Consider the following 18,873-nt stretch of genomic DNA (forward strand, 5'->3'; position numbering starts at 1 on the left):
CACGATGCTACCGGTTACCAAAGAGTACCGAGGCACGAGGAGGAACCGCACGACTATGGCCACATTTCTGCTGGTACACGGCGCCTGGCACAGCGGGCGGAGCTGGGACCGGGTGGTCCCGCTGCTGGAGTCGGCCGGGCACCGGGTGCTCGCGCCGTCGCTGACCGGCTACGGCGACAAGGCACACCTGCTGGGCCCCGAGGTCGGGCTAGGCACCCACGTTGACGACGTCACCGGCCTGATCGAAGGCGAGCGTCTCGACGACGTCGTGCTCGTCGGGCACAGCTACGCCGGGATGGTCATATCGGGGGTCGCCCACCGGGTCCCGGAGCGGATCGCGCATCTGGTGTTCCTCGACGCGATGGTTCCCGAAGACGGCGAAACCGCGGTCGACGTCCTTCCCGTCACCAAGCAGCTCATCGACGTCGCCGTGGACGGCTGGCGGATTCCGCCGATGCCGGAGCAGCCGCCGCCGCTCGGCTTGTTCGGGGTCACCGATCCCGAGGACGTCGCCTGGTTACGCTCGATGCTGTCGGACCAGCCGGTGCGGTGCCTTCAGGAGCCGGTCCGGTTGGACGATCCAGCCGCGCGCACGATCCCGCGTACGCACATCCACTGCGTCGGGGCTGGGCCGGCGGGCATCACCCGGCGTCCCGTCCCGGCAGGCGAGCGGGTGCGGGAGCTGTCGACCGGCCATGACTGCATGATCACCATGCCCGTCGAGCTCGCCGGGCTGCTGCGCGAGGTTTTCACGGTGTCGCCGTAGCCCGGTCGACAGGAGTCCGGCCATACGGGGCGCGGAGGTAGTCCTGCAACAGCGAAGGCATCAGAACTCCCTTCTGTACTAGGGAAATCGGGTCAGGTCAGGCTGCGCGGCGATCGATGTCTGCTGCGTGTGGACGGTTCTGCGACGCTGGTGCGGCCGAGCCTGCGCCGGGTACGACCCTGCCGGCCGTGTCCGCGGGTGTCCATGACTCGCGGGCGGTCTGACCTGGAGCAGGCGGGCGTAGGCTCTCAAGGATGCGGATCGGCGAGCTGTCCAAGCGCACGGGCGTGAGTCCGCGCTCACTGCGGTACTACGAAGAACAGGGCCTGCTGACCAGCTCACGCTCCGACGCCGGGCAGCGTCACTATGCCGATGCCACGGTTCAGCGCGTGTCGCTCATCCGGCAGCTGTTCGACGCGGGTATGTCCAGCCGGGTGATCACGACCGTTCTGCCGTGTGTGGACGTCCCCGGTGACCTAGGCGTCGCCGAGGAGACGTTCACGGCGATGACGCGCGAGCGCGCCCGGATCGACGCCGACATCGCGCACCTGATCGAGACCCGGGATGCGCTCGACGTGCTGATCAGGGCCAACAGTCGGCACCGGGCGATGCTGTCCACGACCCCGGAACCGGTGACCCGGTCGGCCTGATGCTGTGACCTGCACCTCAGCCGCTTGCCCCTTACGTCAATGTCAGCGGTGAGGATGGCGAAAGCGCCCGGAACCACCGGGTCGGTCATCCGGAAGGCGGCAGAGAATGGGGCAGGCATGGGGTTTTGGCAGGTATGGCGGGCCCGAGGTGCAAGAGTTCTTCGATCGTCCCGATCCCGTCCCCGGCCGCGGCGAGGTGCTGGTCCGGGTCACCGTGGCCGGCGTGAATCCCCTCGACCATCTTCTGCGCTCGGGTCTGGTCCCCGGGCTCGACGGCGGGCGTCCGTTTCCCCGCGTGCTGGGCATGGAGGCAGCCGGAATCGTTCTCGCCCTCGGCGAGGATGTCGAAGGGCTCGAGGTGGGTGATGCGGTCTTCGGCTTCGCCCTCACCGGTGGCGGCACCTACGCCGAGACGACGGTGCTGTCCGCGCCGAATACCGCGCGCATCCCGGCGGGCCTGTCCGCGACCGTGGCGGCAACGCTGCCGGTGGCCGGGACGACCGCGGTGGACGTGCTCGACCAGCTCGACCTCCCGGCCGGTACCACGGTCCTGGTCAACGGGGTCGGGGGCGGGGTCGGCCTCGCCGTCGCCAGGCTGGCCGTCGGGCGCGAGCTGCGGGTGATCGGCACCGGGAGTACCGCCAAGCGCGAGCACGCCGAAGCCATCGGGGTGCGGTTCATCGACTACACCGCCGAGGACGTCGTCGCCGCGGCACGCGAGCTGGTTCCGGACGGCTTCGACGGGATCGTCGATCTGGTCGGAGGCACCTCGCTCCGGACGGTCGCTCCGCTGGCCCGGGATCCCCGCACCATCATCGCCGTGGGTGATATGTCTGTGCCCGATCTCGGCGGGCGTTTCGTCGAGCGTCGCCTCGACCGCGAGAACCTGGCGCGATCCGCCCGGCTGGCCCTCGACGGAGTCCTCGCACCCGTGATCACCGCGATCCACCCGCTCTCCGACGCCCCGGCCACCCTCGCCACCGTCGAAAACGGTCACACCTCGGGCAAGGTTGTCATCAAGGTGACATGACTTCGGCTGGTACGCGGAGCGTGCGGTCTTCTTCGAGTGCGGCGATCGAACTTCCGCAACCGCTACTGGCGCCCGGTGTGGGACGGCAGCAGCCGGGAGCCATCTGTGAGAGTGCGCAGCAGGTCGTCGCCGCAGCGCTTCATCGCCGACGTGCCGGTAAAACCGGTGAGTGCCGAAAAGGCCGCGCACCTACGATGATCTTTGTGCAGGGGCCATCGGTTCGTAAGTGGGAGTTCTTGCTCTCCCGGCATCATCCCGGCGGGTGGGAGCCCGTCCTGAGCGGAGAGTCCGGCGCCTGGGTTTTCCGCAGTGCCGACGGCTCGCGGTATGCCAAGTGTGTCCTGGCCGAGCAGGAGGATCTGCTGGCACAGGAACGAAACCGGGTGGAGTGGCTCAGTGTCAGGGGCATCCCGGGACCCGAGGTGCTCGCGTGGAGCTCCGGAGCCGGCGGAGCGTGTTTGGTGACCAGCGCTGTCCGGGGCGTGCCCGCGGACAGCGTGTCGGCTCAGGACCTTCGTCGAGCGTGGCCGTCGATCGCTGACGGCGTGCGAGGTTTGCACGCCGTGCCGGCGAAGGATTGTCCGTTCAGCCGGGGCCTGGCGCAGATGTTCGCCATCGCCCAGGATGTCGTCGCTCGCGACAAGGTCGATCCGGAGTTCCTGCCGGCCGACCAGCGGCGGACGCCGCCCGCGGAGCTGCTCGCGCGGCTTGCCGGGCAAGTCGATCGCCGCCTCGTGCAAGAAGCCGGCGACACCGTCGTCTGTCACGGGGATCTCTGCCTGCCCAACATCATCCTCGATCCGGTCGCACTGAACTTCGCGGGATTCATCGACCTCGGTCGCCTCGGCCGGGCGGATCCCTATGCCGACATCGCTTTGCTGCTCGCCAACGCACGCGAAAGCTGGGATGACGAGAACCACGCGATCGCCGCCGACGACACCTTCGCCCGTACTTACGGGATCACGCTCGACACCGACCGACAACGGTTCTACCTCCACCTCGACCCCCTCACCTGGGGATAGCGGGCAAGGCCGAGACCATCGAGGATCCGGCTTGGCGGAACGGCGGTTCACGACGGGGCGGTGGCACGCCGCTTCGTGCTGAGGCCCCGCTTCGCGCGGTGTTCACTGGCGGGCTGCTGAGCTGACGGGCCGATCACGCGTGATTGGAGGCCGAACACCGCGTGGTTGAAGGCGAATTCGCGCATCGGGCGTCATCCGGCCACGCGACACTACGTTGGGCCAAGCGAGCGGCGGATCAGCGCAGTTTGTCGACCGACGCGATCCGCTCCCAGTGGGTGCCGAGCGCGTTGAGCAACGCCGCCATGTCGATGTCGCCGTCGATGCCGTCACCGTCGAGGAGCGCCTTGTCCAGGCGGCGGGCGCGGCGGTTCACCTGGCTCAGGACCGACTTGCCCTCGTCGGTGAGCGAAAGCAGTTTGCGCCGCGCGTCGTGCGGAGATTCGACGCGCCGGATGAGCCCCCTCCGCTCGAGTCTGCGGCACAGATCGGCCATCGTCGACGTGTCGAGGGCGACGGCGCCGGCCAGTGAACTCTGATCGCTCCCCGGGTAGGCACGGACCGCGGACAGGACCGCGAACTGCGGACCGGTCAAGACCGGATCCACGTGGCGGTTCCACGCGGCGAGGTAGGCCTGGTACAGCCTGCGGGCGCCGTAGCCGGGGGCCGCCAGCAGATCGGAGGGTGGCGCGGGAGTGACGGCCGGCGTGTCTTCCCTGCGCCGGCCCGTACGCGCCGGTTCACCCATCACTGTTCTCCCTTGTCGGTCTCACCCGCTGTCCGGGCCCCGAGTAATCCTACGTGTCCGGACGGTCGCTTACCGCCATCCATGGCCGAAGCCTGTCCACCGTCACCCCTTGCGTATCCGGATAGTACGTGTTCGGATGAGTGGCAGGCCCAATGCGTTGCGGGAGCGCGAATCCAGCGGCAACTCTTGCGCATCCGGATAATACGTGCTCGGATTAATGTGGAGGTGGTCAACGATGGATCAGAACCTGTTCAACGACATCTGCCTGCGCCAGCTGACGTTCTCGGGGGTGCACGAGGGCGAGACCGTGGTGGTGCTGACCCGCGGTGGGGAGCGGGCGGAGTACGCCGACGCCTTCCTGTGGGCCGCCCAGCAGCTGGGTGCCTCGGCGTACCACATGCGGCTGCCCTCGCCGGTCAGCGCCGCGGGCGCCTGGGCGGTCGGCGATTCGGGGCTCGGGAACATCCCCCTCGCGGTCGAGGCGCTCAAGAGCGTGGACATGGTGGTCGACTGCACGTTCCTGTTGTTCAGCAAGGAACAATTCGCCATCCAGGACGCGGGCACCCGGATCCTCACCGCTGTCGAGCCGCCCGAGCTGCTGGCCAGGCTCATGCCAACGAAGGAACTGCGGGAGCGCGTGGAGATCGGGGCCGAACTGCTCGCCAAGGCGGGCACCATGCGGATCACCAGCCCGGCGGGTACCGATGTCACCTATCAGCTCGGCGTCTACCCGACGCTGTCCGAGTACGGCTACACCGACACCCCGGGACGCTGGGACCACTGGCCGGCGGCGTTCGTGTTCACCGGCGGCGCCGACGACGGCGTCGACGGGAAGATCGTGCTCTCGCCCGGGGATGTGCTGCTGCCGTTCAACACCTACGTGCAGACCCCGGTGGAGATCACCATCGAGCAGGGTTTCATCCGGGACATCCGCGGCGGCGCCGGATCGTCCGGGCTGGACGCGGACCTCCTGCGGTCCTACATCGAGAGCTTCGACGACCCCCGCGGCTACGGCATGAGCCACGTGGGCTGGGGGCTCGACGAGCGCGCGCACTGGCACGGCCTGACCCAGTTCCCCGGCGGGATGGGCATGGAACTGCGCAGCTTCTACGGCAACGTGATGTTCTCCATCGGCCCCAACAACGAGCTGGGCGGCCCGAACGACACGCCGTGCCACTTCGACATCCCGATGCGCGGCAATTCCCTTTACCTGGACGACGAGCTGATCGTCGACAACGGCGAGCTGACCGTTTCCGAGATGCGTCCGGCGGGTCGTCGATGAGCGACCACCACATCGGGATGATCGTTCCCAGCTCGAACCTCACGATGGAGACCGAGCTGCCGAGGATGCTGCGTGCCAGGGAAGAGGCCGAGCCGGGGGACCGGTTCGTCTTCCATTCCGCGCGGGCCCGGATGAAGCACGTCGAACCCGAGCAGCTGCGGGCGATGAACGCGCAGGCGGGCCGGGCGGCCGCCGAACTGGCCGACGCCCGCCCGGACGTGGTCGCCACCGCCTGCCTGGTGGCGATCATGGCTCAGGGGCCGGGTTACCACTGCACCGCCGAGGCCGACATCGAGCGCGTGCTGCGCGACGAGGGCTCCGACGCGCCGGTCGTGTCCAGCGCCGGCGCGCTGCTGTCGGGTATCCGTGCGCTGGGTGCCCGCAAGGTCGCGATCATCACGCCGTATCTGAAGCCGCTCACCCAGGCGGTGGTGGACTACATCGAGGACGAGGGGATCGAGGTGGCCGACGCGCTCTCACTCGAGGTGTCGGACAACCTCGCCGTGGCCCGGCTGGACCCGGATGGGTTGCGGGAGCACCACCGCAGGCTGAATCTGTCCGATGTGGACGCGTTGGTGCTCTCGGCCTGTGTCCAGATGCCGTCGCTGCCGGTGATCCAGCCGGTGGAGGACGAGGTCGGGATCCCGGTCCTGTCGGCGGCGACCGCCACGACGTTCCGGATCCTGTCCGAACTCGGGGTCGAGCCCCGCGTGCCGGGTGCCGGGCGGTTGCTCGGCGGTGCCGAGGAATTGACGAAGACGGGAGGCAGGCATGGCCGCGAGTCAGTCGTTTGAAGTCATCGTCGTCGGCGGCGGCCTTGGCGGGTTGTGCGCGGCGCTGTCACTGCGGCAGCGAGGCCTGCGGGTCACCGTGGTCGAGGCGGCGCCGGCACTCGGTGAGATCGGCGCGGGTATCCAGACCGCGCCGAACGCGAGCCGGATCCTCATCGGGCTTGGCCTGCGTGCCCGGCTGGAACGGGTGCGGACCGAGCCACAGGACCAGGTCCGCCGTCGCTGGGCCGACGGGAGCATCATCGCCCAGCTGCCGCTCGGCAGGCGGGTGACCGACCAGTACGGCGCCCCGTACTGGCACTACCACCGCGCCGATCTGCACGGCGTCCTGCTGGACGCCTGCCTGGACCCGGAGGTTCCCGGTCCGGTGGTGCGGGTGGCGACCGGCGCGCGAGTGACCGAGCTGGACCGCGGTGAGCCGGAGCGGCCCGCTGTGATCACCGCCGACGGGCGCCGGTTCGCCGGTGACCTGGTGATCGGGGCGGACGGCATCCGGTCGGCGGTGCGTGACCTCGCCGGATTCGACGACACACTGGAGTTCTCCGGCGAGATGGCCTATCGGGCGCTGATCTCCGGGGACCTGGTCGCGCAGGACCCCGCCACCCGGTTCCTGGTCGACCGCTACCACTCCACGATCTGGTACGGCCCGAACAAACACCTGGTGCACTACATGATCCGCGGCGGGCAGTACCTCAACGTCGTCGCGATCGTGCCGTGCACCGAGGCGGTCGCCAGGGACTGGAGCGGTCCGGCCACCGCCGCCGAACTCGCCGCGGAATACCGGGACTGGGACGACCGGGTCCCGGCCGTGCTGGCCAAGGCGAAGGACGAGGACGTCTCGGTGTGGGCGATGTACCGTCGTCGCCGTGACCCGGTCTGGGTCGACGGCCGGGTCGCCCTGCTCGGCGACGCCTGCCACGCGATGCTGCCCTACCAGGCCCAAGGCGCGTCCCAGGCCATGGAGGACGCCGCGGTGCTCGCCGAGGAGCTGGGCCGCGTCACCCGCGACGGGATCGACGGCGCCCTCGTCCGGTACGTGGACCGGCGCGCCAAGCACGCGGGCATGGTCCAGGACGCGTCACTGCAGAACATGGACTTCTACCACCTGCCTGACGGTCCCGGGCAGCGCGAGCGGGACGAGAAACTGCGCCGGTTCGACGGCGAGTCCGATGTCTCCTACGACTGGCTGTGGAACGGCAGCCCGCTCACCGATCCTGACACCGAGTCCATCCATTACCAGTTCGCTCGCTGAGGAGCGGACTGCCGGCGCGACGGAGCGATTCATGCGCACTGGAGATCAGATCGTCCAGGACCTGCCCTGGCGTTGGAGCGTGCAAGGGAAGATCTTCCTCATCGGCGGCCTCGGCTACATGTTCGACGCCTGGGACGTCGCGTTGAACGGGTTCCTCACCCCGCTCGTCGGCGCGGAGTTCGGCCTGTCCGCCGGCCAGAAAGGGCTGGTGGCGACGGCCAACCTGATCGGCATGGCCGTGGGCGCGGTCATCTGGGGCACGGTGGCGGACCGCATCGGCCGGAAGCGGGCGTTCAGCGTGACGCTCCTGCTGTTCGCGCTGTTCTCCGTGCTCGGGGCGCTCTCGCCGAACGTGGAGACGTTCCTGCTCCTGCGTTTCCTGGCGGGTATCGGGCTCGGTGGCTGCATCCCGGTGGACTACGCGATCGTCAGCGAGTTCTCCCCACGCCGTCATCGCGGCCGGGTGCTGTCGGCGATGGACGGCTGGTGGCCCATCGGCACCACGCTGGCCGCCGTCACCGCGACGTTGCTGGTCCCGGTTTCCGGGAACTGGCGCTGGATGCTGGTGCTGATGATCCTGCCGGCGCTGCTGTTGTTCTGGGTGCGGCGCGGCGTCCCGGAGTCACCGCTGTACCTGGTCCGCAAGGGTCGCGAGGCGGAGGCCCGCGTCGTCATCGACGATCTCGTCCGCCGTACGGGCACGGCTCCCGAGCCGTACTCGATCCCGCCCGCGGTGGTGGAGGACACCCGCGGTGGCGCGCTCGCGGCGGCGTTCGATCAGCTTCGCCGGGTGTGGGCGTTCAACCCGCGCATCACCGGTGTCGCGTGGTCGTTGTTCATCACCGTCATGCTGGTCTACTACGCCGCGCTCAGCTGGATGCCGTCCATCCTGCGGGCACAGGGTTTCGGGCAGATCGCCGCTTTCGCCTCGACCGCGCTCATGAACGCGACCGGCATCGTCGGCGTGGCGCTGGCCGTGCTCCTCGTCGACCGGGTCGGGCGCAAGCGGATCATCATGGTCGCCGGGCCCCTCACGGCGCTGTCACTGGTCGTGTTCTCACTGCTGCTGGACACACCGGCCGCGGCGGTCGTGGCGATCGGCGCGTTCGGCCTGTTCGCCCTGGTGGTCATCCCGGTGATGTACGCCTACGTCTCCGAGCTCTACCCGACCGAACTCCGTGCCTCCGGCTTCGGCTGGGCGTCTTCGTCGAGCCGGGCGATCACCGGCTTCGCGCCGTTGCTGTTCGGCAGCGTCCTGTGGCCGGTGCTCGGGTTGCCCCTCACCTTCACCGTGCTGGGTCTGCTCGTGGTGGTGGCGGTCGTGTTCATGATGATGGGCGCGCCGGAGACCCGGGGCCGCGAGCTCGACCGGATCGTCGACCCGGCGGAGACCGCCACAGGCACGACGCCGGCGGCCCCGTGAAGCCCGCCGCGTTCCGCTATCACCGGGCGCACGACGTCTCCGACGCCGTCGGCCTGCTCGGTGAGCTCGCAGCGGCGGGCGAGGATCCGAAACTGATCGCCGGCGGCCAGAGCCTGATGCCGATGATGAACTTCCGGCTGGCCAGGCCGACTGCTCTGGTCGACCTGGGGCCGCTGCGCCGGGATCCGGCGCTGAATTCCTTCAGCCATACGGATTCGGGGCTCACCATCGGGGCGATGGTGACCCATCGGACGGTGGAGGTCTCAGCGCTGGGACCGGATTTCGCCGTACTCTCCCGCGCCATGCGGTGGGTGGGGCATCTGCCGATCCGTTCTCGCGGAACGGTGGCAGGCAGCCTGGTGCACGGCGACGCCACCGCGGAATGGTGCCTGCTCGCCCTGCTGCTCGACGCGGTGATCGTCGCCGAAGGCCCGGGCGGACGCCGGGAGATCCCGGCAGGGGAGATGTTCCACGGCTTCTACAGCACGGCCGTCGAGCCGGACGAGGTGGTGACGGCCGTGCGCTTCACCCGCCCGGCGCCCCGGGCGGCGCTGACCGAGTTCGCCCGTCGCCACGGCGACTTCGCGATCGTCGACGCCGCGGTCAGCCTGGACCCGGGCCCGGATGATCGTGCTCCGCTGGCCGGTGGGCGGGTGGTGCTCGGCGGCGTGGCTCCGGCACCCGTCCGGGTTCCCGAGGCCGAGGCCCTGCTCACCGGAGGTGACCCGGGACCGGAGCTGTTCGACTCGTGCGGAGAGGCCGCGGCGGCGACCATCGACCCTCCCGACGACGCGGTGGGCACGGGTACCTACCGCCGTCGGCTGACACGGACCCTCGTCGCCAGGGCCCTGCGGCAGGCGTGGGAGAAAGGAGTGACGCGATGACGCAGGGGTTCGACGGGCGGAGCGGCCGCTGGGTCGGGGCATCGGTGCCCCGGCGCGAAGACCCCCGCCTGCTCAGCGGCCGGGGACGGTTCGTGGACGACATCAGGCTGCCCGGGATGCTGCACGCGGCATTCGTCCGCTCGACGGTCGCGCACGGCACGATCTCCGAAGTCGACCTGTCGGCCACGTTGGCGGTCGACGGGGTCGTGGCCGCTTATACGGCGGCCGACCTAGAGCTGGGTGACATCGTCGCGCTGCTCGACCGCCCACCGGAGGAGTTCTCGCCGACCGCGATGCCGATCCTCGCCAGGGAGAAGGTCCGGTTCACCGGCGAACCGGTGGCACTGGTCATCGCTCGTGACCCGTACAGCGCCGAGGACGGCGTCGAGGCCGCGGTGGTGAGCTACGAGCCGCTCGGGGCGATCGTCTCGGAGGAATCGGCGTTCGCCGAAGGCGCGCCGCTCGTGCACGAAGAGGCGCCCGGCAACGTACTGGTCGACGTGTCCATGTTCGACACACCCGGCGTCGACGCGGCCTTCGAAGCGGCCCGCGCGGACGGCGGTTGCGTGGTCGAGGTCGTCACGAAGAGCGGGCGCCAGAACGCGCTTCCGCTCGAAACGCGCGGCGTGGTCGCGTCCTGGGACGATCACGACGATCAGCTGCTCGTGCAGATGTGCACCCAGGTACCGCATCAGGTGCGCACGGCGATGGCCCGCTCGCTGCGGGTCCCCGAACGCACGGTGCGGGTCACCGTCCCGGACATGGGCGGCGGCTTCGGCCAGAAGTGCGTGGTCGGCCGGGAGGAGATCGCGGTCGCGGCGGCCGTACGACGGCTGAACCGGCCGGTGAAGTGGATCGAAGACCGCAGGGAGGCGCTCACGGCGGGCTTCCTCGCCAGAGAGCAGCGCTACCGCACTTTGGCGGCGTTCGACGCGGACGGCAGGATCACCGCGCTGGACGTCGACGTCGTCTGCGACATGGGCGCCTACTCCTGCTACCCGTTCACAGCGGGGATCGAACCGCTGATGGCGTCGGCCGAGATGCCCAGCGTGTACCAGGTGCCCGAGTACCGGGTCCGTGCCCGCGCCATCGCCAGCAACAAGGCACCGACGGCGCCCTATCGCGGGGTCAGCCGTCCGCAGTACGTCATGGCGATCGAACGGGTCATGGAACGGGCGGCGCGCGAACTCGGCCTCGACCCGGTCGAGATCCGGCGGCGCAACGTGATCACCCAGTTCCCGTACACCGGTGTCAACGGCATCACCTACGACCCCGGCACCTACCGCGAGTCGCTCGATCTGGCCGAGGCCACCCTCCGCGACGAGGGGTGGTACGAGATCCGGGAACGCGCCGCCGCCGAGGGCAGGCACATCGGCATCGGCTATTGCTGCTTCTCGGAGCGGACCGGCTACGGTTCGGGTGCCTTCGCCAAGCGGAAGATGGCCGTGGTCCCCGGTTTCGACATCTCCGAAATCCGCATGGACACCACCGGATCCGTCGTCGTCACCAGCGGCACCATGAACCACGGCCAGTCGCACGAGACGACGCTGGCGCAGATCGTGGCCGACCGGTTGGGGCTGCACCTCGACCAGGTCAAGCTGCGCCAAGGCGACACCGAGCGCATCGCCTACGGCTGGGGGACTTTCGCTTCCCGTTCGGTGACGATCGGTGGTTCCGCGGTCTCCCTCGCCGCCGGGAAGCTCGGCGAGCTGCTGTGCAAGATCGCCGCGCACCTGCTCGAAACGAGTCCCGACAACGTTCGCCTCGACGGTGACGGCGGGGTCATCCAGATCGACGATCCCGCCCGGCGCGCGTCGTTCGAGGAGATCGCCGACGTGGCCTACCTGCGCAGTCACCTGCTGCCCAAGGACGTCGAACCGACGCTGACGGCCACGGCGAGCTTCGACGTGCCCGGTGACGGAACTTTCTCCAACGCCACGCACGCCGTGGTCGTCGAGGCCGATCCCGGCACCGGTCAGATCAGGATCCTGCGGTACGCGTGCGTGGAGGACTGCGGGGTGGTGATCCACCCGCAGGTCGTCGACGGCCAATGCCGCGGCGGGATCGCGCAGGGCATCGCCGGCGCGTTGTTCGAGGAGGTGACCTACGCCGGAAACGGGGAACCGTCGGCCGCCAGCTTCATCGACTACCTCGTCCCGACCGCGACGGAGATCCCCGACATCACCGTCTCCCATCTCGAAACCCCTTGCGCCTTCACGGAAAGCGGTGCGAAGGGCGCGGGTGAGGGCGGCACCATCGGCGCGCCCGGTGCCGTGCTGAACGCGATCAACGACGCGCTTCGCCATACGGGGGTGGAACTCGACGTGACCCCGGTCCACCCGCAGACCGTGCTCGCCGCGCTCGAAGCGGGGATCCCCAAGGAAATGAGCGTCCCATCATGACCGACCGGCACCTGATCGTCCTGAACGTCAACGGCGACGAGCACGAGGCCCTCGTCGAGCCGCGCAAGACCCTGCTCGACGTTCTGCGCCACGACCTCGGGCTCACCGGCACCCACGTCGGCTGCGAGCACGGAGTGTGCGGCGCCTGCACCGTCCTCGTCGACGGCGAACCGGTGCGGGCCTGCCTGATGTTCGCCGTGCAGGCGGAAACGGCCGAGATCCGCACGGTCGAATCACTGAGCCGCGATGGCGAACTTTCCGACCTGCAACGGTCTTTCAGCGAGCACCACGGCCTGCAGTGTGGTTTCTGCACCCCCGGTTTCCTCGTGCTGGCGGAAGGATTTCTCGCCCAGCGTCCGGACGCCGGCCGCGAGGAGATCCGCGAAGCCGTCTCGGCGAACCTGTGCCGCTGCACCGGCTACCAGACCATTGTGGACGCGATCGAGGCGACCGCGACCCGCCGCTGCCACGCCACAGACTAGAGCGTGTCTCCCAAACTGAAGTTTGCAGGTCAGGCGAGGACGCGCGCGCGTTCTTTTCGGCCGGCGGCCTCGGATTTGCGGAGACGGGCCGCTGACACGGCTTAGTGAGTGGCTCGCTCATGCCGCGGCCCGGCTGTGGAAATCCGAAAGCGCGCTTTGAGAGACACGGAAAAGGAGGCAACAGCGTGATCCTGGAAAACCAGCTGTCCGTACCGGCCGGACCCGACGAGGTCTTCGCCTTGATCAACGACGTCGAGCGGGTGGCGGGCTGCCTGCCGGGTGCGACCCTGGACGGGCGGCAGGACGACGCCTACCTTGGCCGCGTCAAGGTCAAGGTCGGTCCCATCACCGCCGCGTATTCGGGCACCGTGCGCTTCACCGACGTCACCGAGGCCGACCGCAGTCTGCGGCTGCTTGCCAGAGGAGCGGACGCCCACGGCAACGGTGACGCCGAGGCCGACGTGACGCTGACGGTGCGCGAGGCACCGGGCGGCGCCACCATCGAGCTGCGCACCGATCTGTCGATCCGCGGCAAGCTCGCCCAGTTCGGCAAGGGCGCGATCGGTGCCGTCTCCACCCGGCTGCTCGACCAGTTCGCCGGCAATCTCGCGGACCAGTTGCGAGCACAACCCGTACCGGGTTTGCCCGCGAAACCCGCTCCAGCGGAGGGAGGCGAGGCTCTCGACGGACTGGCGATGCTGGTTCCCGACAACGTCAAGCGCTACGGCGTGATCGCGGCCGCCGCGGCGCTCGGGTTGTTCCAAGGCTGGCTGCTGGGCCGGATCCGCACTCAGGACAAACTGATCAAGGAGTTGCAGCGTGCCCGCCGATGAACGCCTCGACAGCGTGTACGACCGAGCCGGTTTCGGCGCGAGCGTGCCCCGCGGATCGCGCCCGGCACTCGTCGTGGTCGACCTGACCCGGGGGTTCACCGAACCCGGTTTCCCGTCCGGAGCGGACCTCACCGCCGAAGTGACCGCGACCGCCGCCCTCGTCGCCGAGGCCCGGCGGCGGAATGTGCCGGTGATCTACACGGCGATCAGTTACACGCCCGCCGAGGCGGACGGGGACGCCATCGCGTGGCTCCGGAAAGCGCCGGGAATGCGGGCGCTCCGCGAAGGAAGCGAAGCGGTCGACCTCGACCCCCGGATCGACCAGCGTGAGGGCGACCATCTCGTTTTGAAGAAGGGCGCCTCGGCGTTCCACGGAACCGCGCTGGCCGCACTCCTCACGAGCCTGGGCACGGACACCGTTGTCGTTTGCGGTGCCACGACTTCGGGATGTGTCCGCGCGACCGCCGTCGACGCCGTCCAGTCCGGCTTCAACACTCTCGTCGTCCGAGAAGCCTGCGGTGACCGCGCCCGAGCGCCGCACGACGCCGCGCTGTTCGACCTCCAGGCCAAGTACGCCGATGTGATCGGCCTCGATGACGCCCTGGCGTACCTCTCGGTTCCGGATGTCCGCACGCTCGGGCAGGCCGCGCTGGCCGATCTCGGCACCGTGCCCGCGACCAGCCGCTGGGTGCGGTCGGGGCCGGTCCGGCTGCACGTGCTCGACTACGGGCCGTCCGACGGTGTCCCGGTGCTCTTGCTGCCCGGGATCACCAGCCCGGCCGTCACGATGGACTTCGTGGCGCGGGAGCTCACCGACCTCGTGCGTCCGCTCGTGCTCGACGTCCGCGGCCGTGGATTGTCCGATGACGCACCGAATTACGACCTGGGGAGCTACGCCACGGACGTCGAGGCGGTCGTGGCCGGGCTCGATCTTCGCGATCCCATCCTGTTCGGACACTCCATGGGCGCGCGGATCGCCGCACGGGCCGCGGCCGGCGGCCTTCCGCTTCGCGGCACCGTTCTGGTCGACCCTCCGCTGAGCGGCCCCGGACGGGCGCCGTACCCCACCACCCTCGACGCCTTCCTCGGGCAGCTCGACCAGGCCCGCCGGGGGACCGACGCCGACGAGGTGGCCCGGTCCTGGCCACGATGGCCACGCCGGGAACAGGAGTTGCGCGCCCGCTGGCTCTCGTCGTGCTCCCGCACCGCGATCGCCGCCACCCACGCCGGTTTCGAATCCGAGGACTTCTTCACCGACTGGCCACGGGTGCCCGCTCCGGCCTACTTCCTTTACGGCGGCGCGAGTCCGGTCGTCACCGCCGCCGGCGCGGCCGAAGCCGCCGAGCGCAATCCGGCGGCCGAGTTCGTCGAGATCCCGGAAGCCGGGCACATGGTCTTCTGGGACCAGCCGGACGCCGCCCTCGCCGCGCTACGAGAGGTGCTGCGGAAGCTGCTCTGAGACCGTCGCGGGCCGGGTCGTTGGGCCGGTCGGCGCCCGGGAGCGGGGATGATTCTCGAAACCCGCATGGGTTTCTCCGGTCACTTCGGTGGAAAGCCGTTTCCCGGCTCGGTCTCATCGCGGGAACGTGTGGGGATCGACGACACCGAGGCGGGCCGGACGTCCCGCGCGCGTGCATCGATGGCGGCCGAATGGGGTATGCGTCGGATGACGGGATTTCGTCGGTCACCAGGGTTGTTTGGGGCCCTCGAACGAGAGGAAAGGGATGGCCCGGATCGAGAAGGCCGAATCGACGTCACCCGGGGCTGCACAACGCCGCTCTGTTGCGAGCAGGGCTGACTTTCCGGGAATTCCGTGATCGGGCCTGGTTGCCACCCGAAGGCAATCGCGAGCACAGTTTCGGTTATGTGCACGGTGTGGGGATGTCGGTCGAATATCCTCAGGTTCCGCCTGCGTACGAAGCGCGGACACCGTCCTACGACGGCACATTCGAAACCAGAATGATCATTTGTGTGGAAAGTTATGTGACCGCTGACGACGGTACGGAAGGTGTCAAACTGGAAAACCCGTACCTGATCCAACCCGGCGGGGGAGAGCAGCTGACGACCTTCCCGTTCTAGGACACTCTGTCAGCCTGAACAGGCGCGAAAACGGTGGTGCCTGACGAGCGAAAGCGCCCTTCACCGCGTCTGATGTGGTGAAGGGCGCCTTCGTCACGTGCGGCTATGTCAATCGGACGAACCTGACGGGGTGGCCCGCGACCGGAACGGGATCGAGGGTGCCGGTGCGGGCGAAGGTCGCCCAGACGGCGCGGAGGGCGGCGCCGAAGGCGTCGACCCCGGGCCACGGGACCTTGCCGAGCATCGGGCTGTCCTGCCAGGCCCGCTGGGTGCCGAGCAGCAGCGGCAGTTCCAGGCAGTGGGTGGCGCCGAACTCGGACCCCTCGGGCCGCCAGTCCAGGCGATACGACCAGACTCCGGCTCCGGCCGAGCGCAGCCGATCGCCGAAAGCGGCCAGCGGTTCGACGTAGATCTCGTCGGTTCCGGCGGCGCCGGGGAACGCGGTCATGTCGTCGGCGTTCCAGCCGTACAACACTTCGAGGTCGCGCACGTTGTCCGCGAAGGACGCCTTGTCCAAGGTGTCCACCGGAATGAACGCGGGCTCCATCGGATCGCCGGTGAGCCGCAGGTTGGTCAGCGCGGTTTCCCTCTGTGCCGCAAGGATTTCCGAGATGCCGGCGGCGTGCGGGTCGGTGCCGAGCGCGTCGGCGAACACCCGGCCGAGTTTCTCCGCTCGCTCGGGCGAACGGGAGCCGAGGCCGAGCGGTGCGCTCTGTAGGATGGCCCGCCGGAACAGGCCGCGTGCCTCGGGCAGGTCCATCAGCAGCCGGATGGAGATTCCGCCCGCCGACTGCCCGGCGACCGTCACGTTGTCCGGGTCCCCGCCGTAGGCCGCGATGTTGGCCCGCACCCAGCGCAACGCCTCCAGCTGATCGGCCAGCCCGAGATTGCCGGGACTGACCTCGTCCAGGTACAGGTAGCCGAGCGCGCCGAGCCGGTAGTTGACGCCGACCACCACCAGGTCACCTTCGGCGGCGAGCGCGCCGCCGTCGTACCAGTCCAGCAACCCGCCACCACTGGAGAATCCGCCACCGTGCAGCCACACCAGCACAGGCCTGCGTCCGTCATCCAGGCCTGGGGTGCTGACCGTGAGATTGAGACAGTCCTCGCCCTGCGGAAGGCGATCGCGCGGCGGTCCCATCACGCGGTCCAGCCGGGACGGTGGTTGCGGGCTGATCTCCCCGCTGGACGGCGTCTGCTCCGAAACGGCGATCGGCAGCGCAAACCGCGCCGCTGTGGCATAGCGAATCGGTCCGGTTCGGACAATCGTGGTCATACGCACCTCACGGGTAGGATCGGCTGGTGATCTTGCCTCGCCTGCTGGACGGCCGACTGAAATTCCGCCATCTCGTCCTGCTCGACGCGCTGGCCAGGCAGGGCACCGTGGTCGGGGCCGCTGCCGAGTTGCACGTGACGCAGCCGGTGGCGACCCGAAGTCTGCACGAACTCGAAGAGATCCTCGACGTGCGGCTGTTCGAACGCGGCCCGCGCGGCATCACCCCGACCGTGTTCGGCGAGGCGTTCACCGGACACGCCCGGGCGGTGCTCGCCCAGCTCGAGCAGGCCGGGCGGCACGTCGCCGAGCTGGCCGACGCGGAGCGCGGCACGGTGGTGGTCGGCACCCATCTCGCGGGGTCGAACATGCTGCTGCCGCGCGCCATCGCGGCGATCAAGACCGAACGGCCGTACCTGACCATCGTGGTCCGGGAGGGTTCTCCGGAAGCACTCCTGGTGGAGTTGGAGGCGGGCCGGGTCGACCTGATCATCGGAAGGCTGACAGCGCCGTCGGACGAGCGGATCGAACGGCGCAAGCTGTACGACGAGTCGGTGGATCTGGTGGTGCGTAACGCGCATCCGCTGGCGGGCGCGACCGGTGTCGAGCTGGCCGACCTCGCGGAGTATCCGTGGATCCTGCCCGGCGCGGAGACCGCGCTTCGCCGTGAGCTGGAGCAGTTGTTCACCCGCAACGGCTTCCCGCTGCCCGCGAACCGGGTGGAGACCACCTCGTTCCTCACCGTGCGGCAACTCCTGCTCGAGACAGATGTGATCGCCGCACTGCCCAGCCTGATCACCAAGGACGACCCGAGGATCACCAGGGTCGCGCTGGCACTGGAACCCATCGGGCACAGCGTCGGGCTCACCCTGCCCGCCCAGCGCACGCTCAGCCCATCGGTGGACGCGCTGATCCGCAGCCTGACCGACGTCGCCACCGGTATGTCGCATTAGGACTGTCCGATCACGATAGGGACAGGAAGCGTTCGGCGTTCCCGCTGGTGATCAGCCGCCGCTCGGTCTCGCTCAGGAAACCACTCTTGCGCACCACCTCGCCGACCGGACGCTCGCCGAGCGGGTACGGGTAGTCGCTGCCGACCATCACCCGCTCGGCGCCGAGCGTGTCCACGAGCAGCCGCAGCGCACGCTCGTCGAAGACCACCGAGTCGACGTGGAACCGGTCGAGGTAGTGCGACGGCGGGAACTCCGAGGTACCGATCACGTCGTTCCGCCGATGCCAGGCGTTCTCCATCCGGCCGAGCCAGAACGCGAACGACCCACCGCCGTGCGCGAAACAGATCTTCAGGCTCGCGTCGATCCGGTCGAAGACCCCGCCGAGCACCAGCGCCAGGATCGACAGATGCGTTTCCGCGGGCATCGCGGTCAGCCACCGCGCCATCCACCGGTCCAGCCGGGGCGAATCGGCCATGTCCCACGGGTGCACGAACACCGGAACCCCGAGCGACGCGCAGTGCTGAAGGAAAGTCTCTACCCCGGCGCTGTCCAGGTCTTGGTCGCCGACGTGGTTGCCGATCTCCACCCCGCGATGTCCTGCGGCCAGGCAGCGTTCCAGTTCGCGGCAAGCGGCGTCGGTGTCCTGCAACGGAACCTGGCAGAACGGGATCAGCCGGTCCGGTGCCGGTGCGACGATCTCCAGTGCCAGGTCGTTGAAGATCCGGGCGATCCGGCCCGCCTGCTCGGCGGTCCGGCCGTAGTTGAAGAACGCGGGCGTCGGGGAGACCACCTGGGTGTGCACGCCGTCGGCGTCCATGTCCAGCAGTCGGGTCTCCGCGTTCCAGCAGTCCGCGCCGATCCGGCGGAATTCCTTGTCACCCATCATGATCATCGCCTCGGACTCGGTCTCCGCGCGCAGCCACGGCGCGTCCGGCCCGGCGTCCGCGCGCAGATCCGGCCAGCCGTTCGGCACGTAATGCGTGTGGATGTCGATCAGGCCGGTCAT

18 protein-coding genes are annotated in these 18,873 nt (G+C 69.2%); 14 read left to right on the forward strand and 4 right to left on the reverse strand.

The annotated features are described in order from the left end of the window. Positions 1 to 55: 55 nt before the first annotated feature. The 4 genes from ACLARN_RS09605 (at position 56) to ACLARN_RS09620 (ending at position 3,468) form a co-directional block, all read left to right on the forward strand. Positions 56 to 766, forward strand: a complete 711-nt coding sequence (locus tag ACLARN_RS09605; protein WP_409490959.1) for an alpha/beta fold hydrolase — start codon at positions 56 to 58, stop codon at positions 764 to 766. A gap of 254 nt (positions 767 to 1,020) precedes the next feature. Then, positions 1,021 to 1,416, forward strand: a complete 396-nt coding sequence (locus ACLARN_RS09610) for a MerR family transcriptional regulator (protein WP_409490960.1) — start codon at positions 1,021 to 1,023, stop codon at positions 1,414 to 1,416. Between the two features lie 106 nt (positions 1,417 to 1,522). Further along, entirely contained in the window at positions 1,523 to 2,446 is a 924-nt protein-coding gene (locus tag ACLARN_RS09615; protein WP_409490961.1) for an NADP-dependent oxidoreductase, read from the forward strand. Between the two features lie 77 nt (positions 2,447 to 2,523). Next, on the forward strand, positions 2,524 to 3,468 hold the full coding sequence (locus ACLARN_RS09620; protein WP_409490962.1) for an APH(3'') family aminoglycoside O-phosphotransferase: 945 nt from the start codon (positions 2,524 to 2,526) through the stop codon (positions 3,466 to 3,468). 47 nt (positions 3,469 to 3,515) lie between these two features. Here the strand turns inward: ACLARN_RS09620 and ACLARN_RS09625 are convergent, their stop codons facing one another. Next, positions 3,516 to 3,653: a hypothetical protein gene (locus ACLARN_RS09625; protein ID WP_409490963.1), complete on the reverse strand. Its 138-nt coding sequence runs from the start codon at positions 3,651 to 3,653 to the stop codon at positions 3,516 to 3,518. Positions 3,654 to 3,703: 50 nt separating this feature from the next. Further along, positions 3,704 to 4,213: a MarR family winged helix-turn-helix transcriptional regulator gene (locus ACLARN_RS09630; protein WP_409490964.1), complete on the reverse strand. Its 510-nt coding sequence runs from the start codon at positions 4,211 to 4,213 to the stop codon at positions 3,704 to 3,706. 235 nt (positions 4,214 to 4,448) lie between these two features. Between ACLARN_RS09630 and ACLARN_RS09635 the strand changes: the two genes are divergently transcribed. The 9 genes from ACLARN_RS09635 to ACLARN_RS09675 all read left to right on the forward strand — a co-directional run bounded on the left by ACLARN_RS09635 (position 4,449) and on the right by ACLARN_RS09675 (position 15,021). Continuing rightward, positions 4,449 to 5,495 carry a leucyl aminopeptidase gene (locus ACLARN_RS09635; RefSeq protein ID WP_409490965.1) on the forward strand — a complete coding sequence of 349 codons (1,047 nt, stop codon included), beginning with the start codon at positions 4,449 to 4,451 and terminating at the stop codon, positions 5,493 to 5,495. Continuing rightward, positions 5,492 to 6,289, forward strand: a complete 798-nt coding sequence (locus tag ACLARN_RS09640; RefSeq protein WP_409490966.1) for an Asp/Glu racemase — start codon at positions 5,492 to 5,494, stop codon at positions 6,287 to 6,289. Before ACLARN_RS09635 ends, ACLARN_RS09640 begins: the two co-directional genes overlap by 4 nt. After that, positions 6,267 to 7,538, forward strand: coding sequence for an FAD-dependent monooxygenase (locus ACLARN_RS09645; protein ID WP_409490967.1), 1,272 nt, complete (start codon positions 6,267 to 6,269; stop codon positions 7,536 to 7,538). Before ACLARN_RS09640 ends, ACLARN_RS09645 begins: the two co-directional genes overlap by 23 nt. Before the next feature lie 31 nt (positions 7,539 to 7,569). Next, on the forward strand, positions 7,570 to 8,961 hold the full coding sequence (locus ACLARN_RS09650; RefSeq protein ID WP_409490968.1) for an MFS transporter: 1,392 nt from the start codon (positions 7,570 to 7,572) through the stop codon (positions 8,959 to 8,961). Then, positions 8,958 to 9,845: an FAD binding domain-containing protein gene (locus ACLARN_RS09655; protein WP_409490969.1), complete on the forward strand. Its 888-nt coding sequence runs from the start codon at positions 8,958 to 8,960 to the stop codon at positions 9,843 to 9,845. The genes ACLARN_RS09650 and ACLARN_RS09655 overlap by 4 nt, the downstream gene beginning before the upstream one ends. Further along, on the forward strand, positions 9,842 to 12,247 hold the full coding sequence (locus tag ACLARN_RS09660; RefSeq protein ID WP_409490970.1) for a xanthine dehydrogenase family protein molybdopterin-binding subunit: 2,406 nt from the start codon (positions 9,842 to 9,844) through the stop codon (positions 12,245 to 12,247). The genes ACLARN_RS09655 and ACLARN_RS09660 overlap by 4 nt, the downstream gene beginning before the upstream one ends. Beyond that, positions 12,244 to 12,729: a (2Fe-2S)-binding protein gene (locus tag ACLARN_RS09665; RefSeq protein WP_409490971.1), complete on the forward strand. Its 486-nt coding sequence runs from the start codon at positions 12,244 to 12,246 to the stop codon at positions 12,727 to 12,729. The genes ACLARN_RS09660 and ACLARN_RS09665 overlap by 4 nt, the downstream gene beginning before the upstream one ends. A 185-nt stretch (positions 12,730 to 12,914) precedes the next feature. After that, positions 12,915 to 13,562 carry an SRPBCC family protein gene (locus ACLARN_RS09670; RefSeq protein WP_409490972.1) on the forward strand — a complete coding sequence of 216 codons (648 nt, stop codon included), beginning with the start codon at positions 12,915 to 12,917 and terminating at the stop codon, positions 13,560 to 13,562. Beyond that, on the forward strand, positions 13,549 to 15,021 hold the full coding sequence (locus tag ACLARN_RS09675; protein ID WP_409490973.1) for an isochorismatase family protein: 1,473 nt from the start codon (positions 13,549 to 13,551) through the stop codon (positions 15,019 to 15,021). Before ACLARN_RS09670 ends, ACLARN_RS09675 begins: the two co-directional genes overlap by 14 nt. A 723-nt stretch (positions 15,022 to 15,744) precedes the next feature. Here the strand turns inward: ACLARN_RS09675 and ACLARN_RS09680 are convergent. Continuing rightward, positions 15,745 to 16,917 carry a carboxylesterase family protein gene (locus ACLARN_RS09680; RefSeq protein ID WP_409490974.1) on the reverse strand — a complete coding sequence of 391 codons (1,173 nt, stop codon included), beginning with the start codon at positions 16,915 to 16,917 and terminating at the stop codon, positions 15,745 to 15,747. 26 nt (positions 16,918 to 16,943) lie between these two features. Here ACLARN_RS09680 and ACLARN_RS09685 point away from each other — a divergent pair, with 26 nt between their 5' ends. Then, positions 16,944 to 17,867 carry a LysR substrate-binding domain-containing protein gene (locus ACLARN_RS09685; protein WP_409490975.1) on the forward strand — a complete coding sequence of 308 codons (924 nt, stop codon included), beginning with the start codon at positions 16,944 to 16,946 and terminating at the stop codon, positions 17,865 to 17,867. Between the two features lie 10 nt (positions 17,868 to 17,877). On the opposite strand, the gene ACLARN_RS09690 is transcribed toward ACLARN_RS09685, so the two are convergent. Further along, positions 17,878 to 18,873, reverse strand: a complete 996-nt coding sequence (locus ACLARN_RS09690; protein WP_409490976.1) for an amidohydrolase family protein — start codon at positions 18,871 to 18,873, stop codon at positions 17,878 to 17,880.

Origin of the sequence: Amycolatopsis sp. cmx-11-12 (assembly GCF_046269425.1) — a bacterium.
In the GTDB taxonomy this organism is placed as follows: Bacteria; Actinomycetota; Actinomycetes; order Mycobacteriales; family Pseudonocardiaceae; genus Amycolatopsis.

What these genes read in the sequence shown, in the direction of transcription:
- ACLARN_RS09605 (WP_409490959.1), top strand. Translation starts at nt 56, where the DNA reads ATGGCCACATTTCTGCTGGTACACGGCGCCTGGCACAGCGGGCGGAGC.
- ACLARN_RS09610 (WP_409490960.1), top strand. Translation starts at nt 1,021, where the DNA reads ATGCGGATCGGCGAGCTGTCCAAGCGCACGGGCGTGAGTCCGCGCTCA.
- ACLARN_RS09615 (WP_409490961.1), top strand. Translation starts at nt 1,523, where the DNA reads ATGGGGCAGGCATGGGGTTTTGGCAGGTATGGCGGGCCCGAGGTGCAA.
- ACLARN_RS09625 (WP_409490963.1), bottom strand. Translation starts at nt 3,653, where the DNA reads ATGCGCGAATTCGCCTTCAACCACGCGGTGTTCGGCCTCCAATCACGC.
- ACLARN_RS09630 (WP_409490964.1), bottom strand. Translation starts at nt 4,213, where the DNA reads ATGGGTGAACCGGCGCGTACGGGCCGGCGCAGGGAAGACACGCCGGCC.
- ACLARN_RS09635 (WP_409490965.1), top strand. Translation starts at nt 4,449, where the DNA reads ATGGATCAGAACCTGTTCAACGACATCTGCCTGCGCCAGCTGACGTTC.
- ACLARN_RS09640 (WP_409490966.1), top strand. Translation starts at nt 5,492, where the DNA reads ATGAGCGACCACCACATCGGGATGATCGTTCCCAGCTCGAACCTCACG.
- ACLARN_RS09645 (WP_409490967.1), top strand. Translation starts at nt 6,267, where the DNA reads ATGGCCGCGAGTCAGTCGTTTGAAGTCATCGTCGTCGGCGGCGGCCTT.
- ACLARN_RS09650 (WP_409490968.1), top strand. Translation starts at nt 7,570, where the DNA reads ATGCGCACTGGAGATCAGATCGTCCAGGACCTGCCCTGGCGTTGGAGC.
- ACLARN_RS09660 (WP_409490970.1), top strand. Translation starts at nt 9,842, where the DNA reads ATGACGCAGGGGTTCGACGGGCGGAGCGGCCGCTGGGTCGGGGCATCG.
- ACLARN_RS09665 (WP_409490971.1), top strand. Translation starts at nt 12,244, where the DNA reads ATGACCGACCGGCACCTGATCGTCCTGAACGTCAACGGCGACGAGCAC.
- ACLARN_RS09680 (WP_409490974.1), bottom strand. Translation starts at nt 16,917, where the DNA reads ATGACCACGATTGTCCGAACCGGACCGATTCGCTATGCCACAGCGGCG.
- ACLARN_RS09690 (WP_409490976.1), bottom strand. Translation starts at nt 18,873, where the DNA reads ATGACCGGCCTGATCGACATCCACACGCATTACGTGCCGAACGGCTGG.